The organism is Porphyromonas vaginalis, from assembly GCF_958301595.1.
In the GTDB taxonomy this organism is placed as follows: Bacteria; Bacteroidota; Bacteroidia; order Bacteroidales; family Porphyromonadaceae; genus Porphyromonas; species Porphyromonas vaginalis.
In genome coordinates this window covers 485,758-498,554 of record NZ_CATQJU010000001.1, presented here as the reverse complement: position 1 = coordinate 498,554, position 12,797 = coordinate 485,758, and the positions used below count along the sequence as shown (strand labels likewise).

Here is a 12,797-nt window from a genome sequence, read left to right as displayed (position 1 = left end):
TTTGTTTGATTGGACGATATTACTTAGCGACATCCTTGCAGTCGCAGATCTCTAAGAGTATGCCGTGTGCACTCTTGGGGTGTACGAAGGCGATGTTGAGCCCTTCGGCACCTTTGCGAGGCTTCTCGTCGATGAGGCGTATGCCTTTGCCCTTGAGCTCCTCGAGAGCTGGTGCTACATCGTCAGATGATAGTGCTAGATGGTGGATACCCTCGCCACGCTTCTCGATAAACTTGGCTATAGGGCTCTCATCGCTCGTAGGCTCTAGGAGCTCTAGCTTGACTTCGCCTATCTTGAGGAATGCAGTACGCACCTTCTGGTCGGCGACCTCCTCAATGTTGTAGCAGGTTAGTCCGAGGACTCCCTCGAAGAAGGGTAGTGCCTCCTCTATGCTCTTGACTGCTATCCCAAGATGCTCGATGTGTGACAGATTCATACGCTATATTGTTTATTGATTTGTGTGTCTACTCAAAGGGTGAAGGGACTGCGCCCTTTAGACGGGGACAATCTCTCTAAAGATCATCACCCGACTGCAAATATAAGAATAATCGCTCACGTAGCGAAAGGGTTGGACACCCAAATGTCGATTTGCCCTCTAGAAAGAGCTAGATCAGGCGAAGGTGAGTGCGTGTACCAGCGGACGACTGGTCAGTTGTCCATCACGGTAAGCGACCTGTCCATTGACCCAAGTAGCTACGATGCGATGCGAGAAGGTGTAGCCCTCCAGGGGCGACCAGCCGCACTTGCTGTAGAGGTTCTCCTTAGTCACTGTAGTCTCTTGATGAGGATCGATGAGGACTAGGTCTGCGTAGTAGCCTGTGCGTATGTAGCCTCGCTCACGGACGCCAAAGAGCTGTGCGGGTGCGTGTGCCATCTTCTCAACCACCAGTTCTGGCGACCAAAGCCCCTCGTGAGCCAGCTCCAGCATCATCAAGAGACTGTGCTGTACGAGCGGACCGCCAGAGGCTGCCGTGAGGGCATCGCCCTCCTTGTCGGCTAGTGTGTGAGGCGCATGGTCGGTGGCGATCACATCGATGCGACCCTCGACGAGCGCTTGGCGCAGAGCCTCACGGTCGCGAGCCGTCTTGACGGCGGGATTCCACTTGATGCGGTTGCCTAGGCGACTGTAGTCCTCATCGGTAAACCATAAGTGGTGGACGCATACCTCGGCGGTGATGCGCTTCTCGGGCGAAAGAGGGGCTGCAGAGAAGAGATTCATCTCCTCCGCAGTCGATAGATGTAGTACGTGTAGTCTAGCACCGAGACGCTTGGCGCGCTCTATGGCATTGTGTGAAGACTCGTAGCACGCCTCACGAGAGCGTATCAGCGGATGTGTCTCAATGGGTGGATGACCATCGTATCGCTGGCGGTAGATCTCCTTATTGCGTGTAATGATCTCCTCGCTCTCGCAGTGTGTAGCGATGAGCTTGGGCGCATGGGCAAAGAAGTAGTCGAGTGCCTCCTCGCTGTCCACCAGCATATTGCCCGTGGAGGCTCCTAGGAAGAGCTTGTACCCAGGTATCAGGGCTGGGTCAATGGCACACGCTTCGGGAGCGTTGTCATTAGTCCCGCCGAAGTAGAAAGCGTAGTTTGCCCAGCTTGTCTCCTGAGCGCGCTGACGCTTGTCGAGGAGTGCCTCGAGGGTGACCGTCGGGGGCTTTACATTCGGCATGTCCATATAGGAGGTGACACCGCCAGCCACGGCAGCACGGCTCTCGTGCGCTATGTCTCCCTTGTGGGTTAGTCCTGGCTCTCTAAAGTGTACCTGATCGTCGATGCAGCCAGGGAGTAGCCAAAGCCCGTGCGCCTCCACAATCTCTGCTCCTTGGAGTAGTTCGCTGGGGAGGTCAGACACTTTGTCGACACCTATATGTATAGACTCAATTCGCTCGTCGGAAAGGCATACGGAGCCGACGACCTGCCGACCTTCATTGATAATGGTCGCTCCGAGTATGATCTGTCTCATATTACTTAGCTGGATTACGACGCTTGGGGAAGCCCTTAAAGAGCTGCCAGTAGCGTAGCTTGAGAACGCCCGTGAAGGCTTCGCCAAAGATCGAACCATTCATCTTCGAGCTCCCGAGCTTACGATTGACAAAGGTGATGGGTACCTCCTTGATCTTAAAGCCTAGACAGTGCGCCGTGTACTTCATCTCGATCTGGAAGGCATAGCCCTTGAAGTGCACCTCGTCTAGTCTCATCGTCTCTAGCACCTCACGCCTGTAGCAGACGAAGCCAGCCGTCGTATCTCGTACTGGTAGCCAGGTGATGATGCGCACGTAGACTGATGCGAGATAGCTCATAAGTATGCGACCGAGAGGCCAATCCTTGACCCCTCCACCCCGCACGTATCGAGAGCCCACCGCTACATCGTAGCCCTCCTCCGAGACGGCGCGTAGGAGGTGTGGTAGCGCCGAGAGGGGGTGACTGAAGTCGCAATCCATCTCAAAGATGTAGTCGTAGCCATGCTCCAGTGCCCACTCGAAGCCTGTAAGATAAGCTGTGCCCAGTCCCATCTTGCCGGGGCGTACAATCAGGTGCAGGCGATCGGCGTAGGTCGTCTCCTGCTGTAGCGTACGCACGATCTCAGCGGTTCCGTCAGGCGAATTGTCATCTAGGATCAGCAGATCGAAGGCTTCGGGCAGTGCCAAGACGGCTCGAATCATCTCGGCGACATTCTCGCGCTCGTTGTAGGTGGGTATGATGACAAGGCTAGCGTGCATAGCGTGAAGGGTATCTGTGAGTGGTCATGCGTAGGGTAGGGAGCGCGACTAGATGCCCCCCTGCCACAGCACTACAAAGGTAGTAAAAAACTCTCTTCAGGTATCATGCATCAGCTCTCTGCGCTGTCTGGGATCACAGAGCCCTCTCTCAGCTCTACTTAGATGCGGTAAGCAAAGCCCGCAAAAGCGTAGATATTGTAGAGCGGAAAGGGCATCATCGTAAAGCTCCGATCTAGCGCTGGCTCGAAGCTCATATTGAGTTGTGCAGTCACACCGAGACGCTGATGAAAGAAGTAGTCGAAGCCTACCCTGACACCCATATCTAGCTTATTAAAGTGGTCTGACAGGTCGTAGTCGACGAGGTGATCTGGAGAGATGGGGTCGCCATTGAGCGTACCGTCTCCATCGAGTGTTACCTTAAAGCTCTGTTGCATCAGATAGGAGAGGTAGAAGCCTACCTGCATACGAAACTTATCTTTGCTCGTATGGTAGGCGACCAGCATCGGGAGCGTGAGGTAGTAGTTGATAAACTCGGTGCTGTTATTGCCCGTAAAGAGTCCCCACGCAGCTTCCTGCCCATCGCCTATATTGATACGCATATCTGTGGCATGGGTACAGACGTACATACCCTTGCGCTCCATCTCTAGTCCCGTGTCTAGGTGCCACCCTTTGGTGTCGGGGAGGTGGTAGGAGAGCCATCCCTTGATGGCGATGTTCATGTGGGGATTCCAAGTGTAGATCTTGTCGATAGCCTTCGGCTTGGGTAGGGGCGTGGTAGCTCCGACATTGAGACCAGCCTTGATGCCAAACTCTAGGTCGTCCTTGTCTTCCACAGGAGCTTGTGCCCTCAGTAGCGGTGCCGTAAGGAGTGCCAGCAGGAGGGTAACTATCCCTGTGTGTAGTTGCCGTGTAGTCATATCTGTAGCGGATTACTTCTTGGTGGGTATGCCTAGTGTCACAGTAAAGTCGTCAATGCGCAGGCGACTGCCGATAGCTCCGATGAATTCGTCGCCACGAGCACTAGACGAGAAGATAAGAGCCATACGGTACTTGCCTTTCTGCAGATCTATCTGCTTGTAGGCCGCCTCATTGACGATCTCCAGTTTGCTCTCAAAGGGAGTCCACACACCCTCCTTAGTAGGCTGGGGGTGTATCTGCACCTTTGCTAGGATGCGTGAATCGGTGTAGAGCGTCTTACCATTGAGGTAACTATTGTCTTGCGAGATATCGTAAAAGACGCAGGCGATCGTAGCCTCGTCCTGCTCTCCTTTGATCACCTGGTTACTCTTCTTCCCATCGACAAGATCTTTGCCAGGGAGCCACTGATAGTATCCCTTGATAGAGATAGGTATGGCAAAGACGGGCTGACCAAACTTTGTAGACTCTATAGGTTGGGTGGCCATAATGCCCTCATCCAGTGATCCGCAGTAGAGAGCTCCAGCGATGATGCCTTTGCGAACGATAGTCATTCCCCTAATGGTTTCCAGCTCAAGAGCTTGTCCCGTGCGACCAGATGTCAGAGGACGTACTGGAGAGGTGGGTTTTAGTGCTTTGGCAGCACCCACATTGCTTGCAGACATCCAGTAGGGGTCGCCCGCGAGTAGCTTCGAGAGACTCTTCTCTACGGGTAGCTGGTAGGTTCCCTTGGGCTTGACCCACTCGTCAAAGGTGAAGGTGACCTCCTTCAGCTCGATCTTGTCATCGGGATTAGGATCGGGATTAGGGTCTGGATTAGGATCGGGGTTAGGATCTGGATTGGGATTAGGGTTCGGATCGGGGTCGGGGTTAGGGTTAGGTTCTGGCTCAGGTTTGGGCTTTGGCTTGTAGGTGCCGTTTTCGATAGCGATACGCTTAGCCTTGATGGGGTCTTCGCCACTACAACCTGCCGCAATGAGGAGGGCGAGCGTGAGCAGGATGCCGAGAGTCCAAGAGATTCGTTTCATTCTGTACTATGTTTTACACTAGGATAGGGCAAAGGTAACTATTTCTAGCTATATAGCGAGGGTTACGTCCGACCAACGATCCAGCTAATGATTCGACCAATTCAGAGAGGACCTCTTACGATCTACTCCCCTTAGCACGATATCCACGTTGGGGGCGTTGTTTTTCTCGAAAAAAGTGGTAGCTTTGTGGTAACATCAACTCTTAAACGATTCAAATAGTATGACAAGAAAACTACTATCTTCATTACTCTTACTCCTTGCTCTGAGCTACGCAGTGACCGCTCAGCAGGCTGGGTGTAAGATCACGCAAGAGCCGAAGGCCCTACCTGCCGAGGCGTGCAACTTCTCCATCTACGGTACTAGCCCCAATGGGCGCTACATCTATGGTGGCAGTCCTAACTCGACAGCCTTCTGCTATGATACACAGCGAGACACCACCTCGCTCTTCCTCTCTGAGACGGGTGCTGAGAAGTATATGATCTACGCGGTCTCTGATGAGGGTGAGATATTTGTTGCTCAGGATGAGGTAGGAGCCTTTGTCTGCAATCTGGCACAAAAGAAGCTACACGAGATCAAGACTCCTGAGAGCGACTGGCCTGACGTAAGACCTGTCTATGTGACTCCTGACGCTAAGTTCCTCGTGGGGTACGTGATGGATCCGACCTACGCTCAGGCGAGTATGACGCTCCCGATCTATGGCACACGAGCTGAGGACGGCTCCTGGACGGTCAAGACACTCCCCGTGCTGGACAAAGACTATCTGGGCAACAAACCTAACTATACGCAGGCTTTCTTCTGCTCGTCTGATGGCAAGAAGATCTTAGGTCGACAAAACACCCGCAATGGCTCTGACAGACCACTCTTCTGGCAACTGGATGAGCAGGGACAGTATCAGTGCTCTACACCTTGCGACTCATTCATCTACAATCTAGATGCCCCACTGCCTGGTCCTGAGCCCGACTGGGACGACTTCGTAACGGCAGACTATGAGCAAGACTCGGTCCTATACAAAAATCAAGAAGCTGAGTTCAACAAGGCTTACAATGCTTGGCTAGAGGCGTATGATAAGGTGGTCAAGGGTGTTGCTCCTGATCAGGCTTGGCAGATTATGTCTCCAGCAAGTGGATACTGGATGATCTCTATCCAAGAGCTAATCGGTGAGGGGGAGGACTATACGACTGTCTCTTATCCTGGAGCATTAAATGTCGCTGATGGTAGCATCGAGCGGATCAATATCAAGGAGGCTTATGGTCTCGGCGGATTAGGACGTACCCAGGATGGTGGCTGGATCTGCTATCCCGATGGTAGTATGGATCCCAATGATCGTACGACTTATGTCGTTTATCCTGATGGTCGGAAGCTCACGATACTGGAGTATCTCAAGAGTGTGACGGGTAAGGATCTGTCTGAGTTCTTCACCTACTCCTACACGTCTGATGGTGAGACGGAGCAAAAGAGCATCACTGATATGGGGACCATCGCGATCTCTGCTGATGGCAAAACTATCGCAGCTTGCGCTGTGGACATGACGGGGACAAACTACTATCGCAATGCGTATCTACGTATTGACAAGCAATTCCTCGCTCAGCCTCTAGGCGTTGCTCCTGTAGAGCTGCAGCCTAACGGACTCTCGATCCGCTGGCAGGGCGATGCGCTTCTCTTCTCAGAGCCTGCTACGGGTACGCTCTATCTGTATGACATGGCCGGTCGACTACTAGACAGCTATACGCTGGTAGCTGCCTCAAGGCTCTCCCTGACAGACATAGCTCAGGGTCTCTACATTGGTCAGGTTGTCACGGAGCGTGGCGTTAGCACCGTACGATTCGTCCGCTAGAAGACGTATCTGATAAAACGGAGCAGTCCCGCAAGGAGACTACAGCGATGTAGTGCTCCCTGCGGGACTGCTTTATTTGTTGGTGCGAAGCTCTTGCTCGGCAGCGACCCAAGTGACGCCGACCGTCTTGATGCCCGCTAGTGTTGCCGCCCCGTTGATTGCCTTAGCTCAATGGTGTAGAGCCCCAGGTGAATCTACGGAGGCGAGGGTACGAGAGCCTCCGCAGAGCTACGATCCGAGCATAAGTGGAGCGTGCTGGGAGTCTCTAGTCAACTGTGTTATCGTACGATGAGCCATCCGCTATGCTCCTCGGTGATCACAAGGTACTTACCAGATGGATAAGTAGACAGATCTATCTCGCCGTGTCCCAGAGCATCTGCCTGAATGGTTGCCATACGCTTACCCTCTTGCGTATAGATAGAGATGTCGCTGTAGGGCTTGAGACCATACACTCTCGCTAAGTCTCTTGCAGGATTGGGTGTGATTGTGAGCTCCTGTCTCTTCGTCGGATCAGCTATGCTATTAACACTGCGGAATGTGACGGTGATCTCGACATCCTTGGTGACTAGGTAAACTTTGTCTTCCGTTATGTCCTGATCTCCAACCTTGATACTCTCTAGGTCATAGCCTTCGTTAGGTGTCGCCTCGACCTTTATCTCGGTAGCAAAGGGGATCCGCTCAGGGTCAGTCACGTCTAGTACTTTTGCTGTGCCGCCCTCTCCGACAGATAGTGTCACGTGGAGGAATGTTGTATCGCTCCCCTCGTATGGGATGAGATCCTTGGTCTCAGGGTTGAAGTCGTAGACAGTCCATCCCTTGGCGATTGCCTCTGCGACTTGAGCTTTGAGGATTACGTTTTGCTCGTTGTCGCTATGCGTATTGACTGCAACCAGTTTGGCAGACTTCTTTTGTGGCAAAGATGTCACGAGAGCCTGCATATCGTTGGGGTAGATACGATTCTCAATGCACCATAAACTGCCTAATTCGGGGTTTTGTGACAGATCTATCTTCTTTATCGAGTTATGCTCTACAGACATCACCTGTAGCTTAGGACAGTGTGACACATCAATCTCTTGTAGCTGATTACTCTCAGCTGCTAGTACGGTGAGCTGCTCAAGCTTAGAAAGGTCTAGCGCGGAGAGCTCGTTCTTGTAGCAATCTAGTCGTACGAGCTTGGTCTGTGCAGAGAGGTCTATATCCGTGAGCTTGTTATTGGCTACGAGTAGCCAGGTGATAGCTACGTTGTTGGCTAGGTTTAGGTGTTCTAGATTGTTATTTCCTAGATCTACAACCTTTACATTAGGACACCCACTCAGATTGATAGCTGTCAGCTGATTGTTGGCCGCCTTGAGCATTGTAAAGGAGGGGTGACTCTCTCCGAGCTTGAGGCTCTGAAGCTGGTTGTCAAAACAGTAAACCTCGTATAGAGCCTTACATTTAGATAGGTCCAGCTGCTGGAGCTTATTTTGCTGGCAGTAGAGTCCCGATAGGTTCGTGTTTTCTCCTATCTTTAGCTCCGTGAGCTGATTGTCTGAGCAGTTGAGCGTTTGTAGACATGAGATGCCAGATAGATCTATTGCTGTGAGCTTGATCTTTTTGCATCCTAGGTCGGTTATCTCCCCCGTCAGCTTGATCGTAGGCGAGGTCACCGTATACTGATTACCTTCGAAGGTTGATTCGCCCGTAGGGTTGAGTCCCTCGATAATTGGATCCTCCCAGTTGTCTGTCTCGAAGGAAAGCCAAATGGTGTCTCCGACAGAAGTCTCCGTGGTGAGCACGATCGTTGGGGTGGTGGTCTGTGTCTTATCGCCAGGAGTCTGAGCAGTAGCCAAGAGTGGCCATGTCAGGAGTAAGGCACAGAGCAATGTTTTCGTAGCTGTTTTCATGACTTATATCTGTTTTTAAGTTGGTGTCGTCGGTAGCTTACCTATTGATAAGAATCAGTGAATGAAGGAGTAACTCGGACTATTCACAGGCAAATATACGTAATTGCTTAGTACTATGCTACAAGCATTTGTCGAGCAAGTCTCACATTGCGGGCTCAGAAGTGGTGTGCGGGCATGATTGTGTAGCGGATATGGATAAAAAAGGAGGCTCAACCGCGGGATAGTGCGATTGAGCCTCCTAGGGGTATCGTCTGCTGGATCGGGTCAGAGAGTGTTCTCTAGACGCTAGAAGTTGACCGAAAAGCCCATGTCCAGGCCTATGCGATGAATTAAGCTGGGCCCTGAGTAGATGCCCATCTTGTAGTCAACGCCAGACCGCCATGCCACACGTGGAGTAATGGCGCAAGAGAGACCAGCACCGACACCGACAGCACCCCCGACGAAGTTGTAGCCCGAGAAGTGAATCATCTGGAGACCTCCGAAGGCATTCAAAAAGAAGTTCAAATTATTCTGAGAGGGGAAGTAGTACGCAACCTGTGGCCCTAGTCCGAGTCCCCCTAGCTCACCAGTGCCCTCGTAGTGGATCGTAGCTCCTACGGAGAAGTTGTCCTTGACGAACCAACCTATAGAGGGATTCACTAGTACATTGAAGACACCAATTCCTCCTTCGATGGCAACAGCCGATAGGCTGAGCGTACCAGTGACCTCACGACGTCCCGCCGTCCTCTGTGCCTCTAGACTACAGACGCTCAGGAGGCTAACGATGAGTGCGATAAGCAATGTTTTCTGTTTCATGTTACTTATGTTATGTGATTAGTAGCTGATTTCTTGCGGGGTTCCTCACAGATCTTGCAAGGATGTACCACAAAAGTACAAGTATTTCAATTAGCGATAAGCAGGGCAGTATGTGGTGTCGCATTATTTAGTACCTTTGCAGTCACAAGTAGGGATTAGTCTCCTATGGGGCGGTAGTCTCTCTCGGGATGTAGCACAGTTGGTAGCGCGCCACGTTCGGGACGTGGAGGTCGGAAGTTCGAGTCTTCTCATCCCGACTCAAGGTGATCGTCGAAGTCGTTCGGCCATCACCTTTTTTCTTTGCCCTCCCGTCACAGCTCGGCGAGGAGGAGGCTTCGTCGGGTCAGAGGGTTGGGAAGGTGAGCTCCCGCCCTAGGAGATGTATCTGAGCGGCTCGCAGCGGAGCATAGTCGATCAGCGGCTCTGCATCATGGAGCATAGCATCTCGACAGTTCATAAGTATCTTGCCGAGGAGGTTTTGCCCACGCCACTCGCCGATGGTTGACCAAGGTCCCAGTCTCATCTTGTCCTGCTCACGCTTTATGGAGGCTTTGTTCATTCCCTGCGCTGTAAGCTCGCGCTTCATCGCTGTAAGACGCTTTCTCAGCTCAGCATTGCGCATGCCCCACTTGGTGGCGGTGGCACTGGTCGCGTAGGTGCTGTCCTCGAGGAGCATCGCCTCTGGCGGGAAGGCGAGGAGGAGCTTGCGAAAAGCTTCGCTCGTCAGGCACTTCTGCCAGACCAGGTAGTGCATCCAAGGGACATTGAATGAGAGCCAGTCCTCTCGTCGCTCCTGCTCGTGCGCCTTGCGGATCTTTTTCTTCGCCGCCCAGCCATCATCACATGCGACGAGCTGACGCACGATGGCGGTATGCTCGGGGGTGCCTAGCGAAAACATGCCAGCGATGTAGGCGCACTCGCTATTGTGAAAGTGCACTCCCTGCAGGTCAAAGCCAAAGCCCGCGACCATGTTGCCCAGTGCCAACGACAAGCCACAACGCACGTCACCACCACGGCGGAAAGCGTAGCAGTCGAGCGTGGAGGCATCGTAGACCTCTTCAGGGGTCAGGGCGGTGAGTGGGTGATCCAGCATAAGACGTCTTCGTTAACAACTTTTACAAATACAAAGCTACAAATATTCCCCTCAAGGATCGACTTCTTTTTGTGTCAGTCTTCTTTTTTGCTACCTTTGTGTTACTTCTGACTTTGGCGGACGAGGGACGTGTTCCCCCTTCGCCAAGTAATAAACATGTCACTCATGACTACTGAAAGACCTTTACGCTATCCCGATCCACGCAAGTCTGCACGCTTTCTAAAGGATGTCCTACTCATCTTCGCCGGTGTAGTCGTCTACACGTTTGGCTGGACAGCCTTCATCCTCTCACAAGACATCACCTCGGGAGGACTGGCTGGACTGACCACGATCATTCAGCTGGCGACGAATATCCCAGCTAGCATGCCTTACAACATTATCAATGTCGGCTTGCTACTCCTCTCTATATGGATCTTGGGGTGGCGCTTCTCAATGAAGACGATTATCGCCGTCCTGATGCTTACCGCCACGATCCCAGTGGGACAAGCACTCTTTACCCCCATGGTGGGACAGGGACTAGAGGTGTATCACAATCTGCCCACCTGGCTGACCAGTACACTCCCCAACTTCGGGCCGCTCTTGGCTCCCGACGAGCCATTTGTCGCTCTGATCGTTGGTGCTGGGCTCTGTGGTGCTGGACTAGGTATTGTCTTCTCTGCCAATGGTAGTACTGGTGGTACCGACATAATCGTGGCTATCATCAATAAGTACAGCACGCTCTCTCTGGGACGTGCCATGATCTTTATGGATGCGATCATCGTCACGACGGGTGCCGTGGTGAGCCACTTCTTCGGACCTCAGTACAGCTGGGGTACGGCTTTAGGCAAGCTCGCTTTCTCCTTTATCGAGATCACGATCGTAGGGCAGATGCTGGACTACATCATGGAGGCCAACAAGCAGTCTGTGCAGCTACTCATCGTCAGCACCAAGTACGAGCAGCTCAGCGAGGCTATCACCCGTCGTCTAGGACATGGCTGCACCATACTCCACGGCGAGGGCGGCTATAGTCACCAAGAGATGCACGTGGTGCTGGTGACCATACGCAAGAGCCTGCGCGGAGGCCTCTACCAAGTGGTCAACTCGGTAGACCCCGACGCCTTTATCTCCGAGTCTACGGTGCATGGCGTATATGGACAGGGCTTTGACTCGCTCGAGCGGGTGACTGGACGAAAGAAGAAGTAATTTCCTCCCTCCTCCCCTTTTTTGAAACTAATTGATGGAATACAAACCAGACCTACTAGATAAGATAGACTGTCCTCGATGCAAAGGCCTAGGGTCACGCTGTTGCAAGCTCTCGACCTTTGACTGGCTAGCTGATCTGCCAGATGGCGTACAGCAGCAGGAGATCGTCGAGGTACAGTTCAAGAATACGCGTAAGAACTACTACCGCAACGTGGATCATCTCGACCTCGAGCGAGGTGACTATGTGGTTGTCGAGGCTGATAGCGGCGGCTACGATGTCGGCATGGTAGCTCTCACGGGGACGCTCGTCTCTACTAAGATACGGGCCAACCATGACGAGCAGTATGTGGACAATGCGAAGGCCATCTACCGCAAAGCTCGTCCTGCCGATATGGATCACTATCGTGCGGCTAAGCTACGCGAGCACCCGACGATGATCGAGTCGCGCGAGATAGCCACTTCGCTAGGACTAGATATGAAGATCGGCGATGTGGAGTATCAGGCTGACGGGACGCGCGCCATATTCTACTACATAGCGGATCAGCGAGTAGACTTTCGCAAGCTGATACGGCTCCTGGCGGACGCCTTCCACATACGTGTGGAGATGCGCCAGATAGGGGCTAGACAGGAGGCGGGGCGTATCGGGGGGATCGGTCCTTGTGGTCGAGCTCTCTGCTGCGCTACCTGGCTCTCACGCTTTAACTCCGTCAGTACAGCTGCGGCACGCTTTCAGAACTTAGCCCAAAACTCGCTCAAGCTCACCGGTCAGTGTGGCAAGCTCAAGTGCTGTACCAACTACGAGGTGGACGTCTATATGGAGGCAAAGAAAGCCTTCCCCTCGAGTCGTACGCCCCTAGAGACAGAGAGCGGCACTTACTACTTTAACAAGTGCGACCTCCTAGCGGGCGAGATCACTTATAGCCTGGCGCCTAAGAGTCTCGAAGAGCCTGAGACCATATCCGTAGAGCGGGCTAAGGAGATCATAGAGATGAACCAGCGTGGCGAGACACCAGAGACACTCTCTGACCAGCAGGAGGCTCCGAAGAAGCCTAAGGACATACTCTTTGACAATGCGATCAATCGCTTTGACCAGCCGAAGAAGCGTAAGCGTCGCAAGACAAATAGAAAGAGAGCGCGCAGCAACACCGATGCGCCTAGAGCGAAGGATGGCAACCCTACGAGTGATCGTAGCGAGGAGCCTACCAACGCAGCCGAAGAGGGCCCAGAGAGAGCCGATTCGCACGAGGAGGGTGCCACGCAGCCCGATCGCAAGCCGAGACGCAAGCCTCAGGCGGGTGGTCATCGTCGCCGTCCACGCACGAAGCCTCAGGAGGAGTAATC

The 12,797-nt window shown here is 53.0% G+C and carries 11 protein-coding genes and 1 tRNA gene; 4 read left to right on the top strand and 8 right to left on the bottom strand.

Annotated elements, in window-relative coordinates:
• Positions 1-19: 19 nt before the first annotated feature.
• The 5 genes from mce to Q2J34_RS01890 all read right to left on the bottom strand — a co-directional run bounded on the left by mce (position 20) and on the right by Q2J34_RS01890 (position 4,666).
• Complete coding sequence (gene mce, locus Q2J34_RS01910) at positions 20-436, bottom strand: methylmalonyl-CoA epimerase (protein WP_007366055.1); 417 nt, start codon at positions 434-436, stop codon at positions 20-22.
• A 174-nt stretch (positions 437-610) separates the two neighbouring features.
• Positions 611-1,966 carry a dihydroorotase gene (locus tag Q2J34_RS01905; RefSeq protein WP_300969152.1) on the bottom strand — a complete coding sequence of 452 codons (1,356 nt, stop codon included), beginning with the start codon at positions 1,964-1,966 and terminating at the stop codon, positions 611-613.
• Between the two features lies 1 nt (position 1,967).
• Positions 1,968-2,723, bottom strand: coding sequence for a polyprenol monophosphomannose synthase (locus Q2J34_RS01900; protein ID WP_298888303.1), 756 nt, complete (start codon positions 2,721-2,723; stop codon positions 1,968-1,970).
• 158 nt (positions 2,724-2,881) lie between these two features.
• Positions 2,882-3,640, bottom strand: coding sequence for a porin family protein (locus tag Q2J34_RS01895; RefSeq protein ID WP_298888301.1), 759 nt, complete (start codon positions 3,638-3,640; stop codon positions 2,882-2,884).
• A gap of 12 nt (positions 3,641-3,652) precedes the next feature.
• Positions 3,653-4,666, bottom strand: a complete 1,014-nt coding sequence (locus tag Q2J34_RS01890; protein ID WP_300969151.1) for a PCMD domain-containing protein — start codon at positions 4,664-4,666, stop codon at positions 3,653-3,655.
• A 220-nt stretch (positions 4,667-4,886) separates the two neighbouring features.
• Here Q2J34_RS01890 and Q2J34_RS01885 point away from each other — a divergent pair, with 220 nt between their 5' ends.
• Entirely contained in the window at positions 4,887-6,500 is a 1,614-nt protein-coding gene (locus Q2J34_RS01885) for a T9SS type A sorting domain-containing protein (RefSeq protein ID WP_300969150.1), read from the top strand.
• 278 nt (positions 6,501-6,778) lie between these two features.
• On the opposite strand, the gene Q2J34_RS01880 is transcribed toward Q2J34_RS01885, so the two are convergent.
• On the bottom strand, positions 6,779-8,386 hold the full coding sequence (locus Q2J34_RS01880; RefSeq protein ID WP_298888295.1) for a leucine-rich repeat domain-containing protein: 1,608 nt from the start codon (positions 8,384-8,386) through the stop codon (positions 6,779-6,781).
• Positions 8,387-8,671: 285 nt separating this feature from the next.
• Positions 8,672-9,181, bottom strand: a complete 510-nt coding sequence (locus Q2J34_RS01875; RefSeq protein WP_300969149.1) for a hypothetical protein — start codon at positions 9,179-9,181, stop codon at positions 8,672-8,674.
• A gap of 184 nt (positions 9,182-9,365) precedes the next feature.
• Here Q2J34_RS01875 and Q2J34_RS01870 point away from each other — a divergent pair.
• Positions 9,366-9,438: transfer RNA gene (locus Q2J34_RS01870), tRNA-Pro, on the top strand.
• Positions 9,439-9,524: 86 nt separating this feature from the next.
• Here Q2J34_RS01870 and Q2J34_RS01865 read toward each other — a convergent pair.
• Complete coding sequence (locus Q2J34_RS01865) at positions 9,525-10,274, bottom strand: NADAR family protein (protein ID WP_300969148.1); 750 nt, start codon at positions 10,272-10,274, stop codon at positions 9,525-9,527.
• A 165-nt stretch (positions 10,275-10,439) separates the two neighbouring features.
• Between Q2J34_RS01865 and Q2J34_RS01860 the strand changes: the two genes are divergently transcribed.
• Both Q2J34_RS01860 and Q2J34_RS01855 read left to right on the top strand, forming a co-directional pair.
• Complete coding sequence (locus Q2J34_RS01860) at positions 10,440-11,456, top strand: YitT family protein (RefSeq protein ID WP_298888289.1); 1,017 nt, start codon at positions 10,440-10,442, stop codon at positions 11,454-11,456.
• 34 nt (positions 11,457-11,490) lie between these two features.
• Positions 11,491-12,795, top strand: a complete 1,305-nt coding sequence (locus Q2J34_RS01855) for a PSP1 domain-containing protein (RefSeq protein ID WP_298888287.1) — start codon at positions 11,491-11,493, stop codon at positions 12,793-12,795.
• Positions 12,796-12,797 lie beyond the last annotated feature (2 nt).

Bases quoted from the DNA above. Each gene is read 5' to 3' on its own strand.
- mce (WP_007366055.1), bottom strand. From the start codon at position 436: ATGAATCTGTCACACATCGAGCATCTTGGGATAGCAGTCAAGAGCATA.
- Q2J34_RS01905 (WP_300969152.1), bottom strand. From the start codon at position 1,966: ATGAGACAGATCATACTCGGAGCGACCATTATCAATGAAGGTCGGCAG.
- Q2J34_RS01900 (WP_298888303.1), bottom strand. From the start codon at position 2,723: ATGCACGCTAGCCTTGTCATCATACCCACCTACAACGAGCGCGAGAAT.
- Q2J34_RS01895 (WP_298888301.1), bottom strand. From the start codon at position 3,640: ATGACTACACGGCAACTACACACAGGGATAGTTACCCTCCTGCTGGCA.
- Q2J34_RS01890 (WP_300969151.1), bottom strand. From the start codon at position 4,666: ATGAAACGAATCTCTTGGACTCTCGGCATCCTGCTCACGCTCGCCCTC.
- Q2J34_RS01885 (WP_300969150.1), top strand. From the start codon at position 4,887: ATGACAAGAAAACTACTATCTTCATTACTCTTACTCCTTGCTCTGAGC.
- Q2J34_RS01880 (WP_298888295.1), bottom strand. From the start codon at position 8,386: ATGAAAACAGCTACGAAAACATTGCTCTGTGCCTTACTCCTGACATGG.
- Q2J34_RS01875 (WP_300969149.1), bottom strand. From the start codon at position 9,181: ATGAAACAGAAAACATTGCTTATCGCACTCATCGTTAGCCTCCTGAGC.
- Q2J34_RS01865 (WP_300969148.1), bottom strand. From the start codon at position 10,274: ATGCTGGATCACCCACTCACCGCCCTGACCCCTGAAGAGGTCTACGAT.
- Q2J34_RS01860 (WP_298888289.1), top strand. From the start codon at position 10,440: ATGACTACTGAAAGACCTTTACGCTATCCCGATCCACGCAAGTCTGCA.
- Q2J34_RS01855 (WP_298888287.1), top strand. From the start codon at position 11,491: ATGGAATACAAACCAGACCTACTAGATAAGATAGACTGTCCTCGATGC.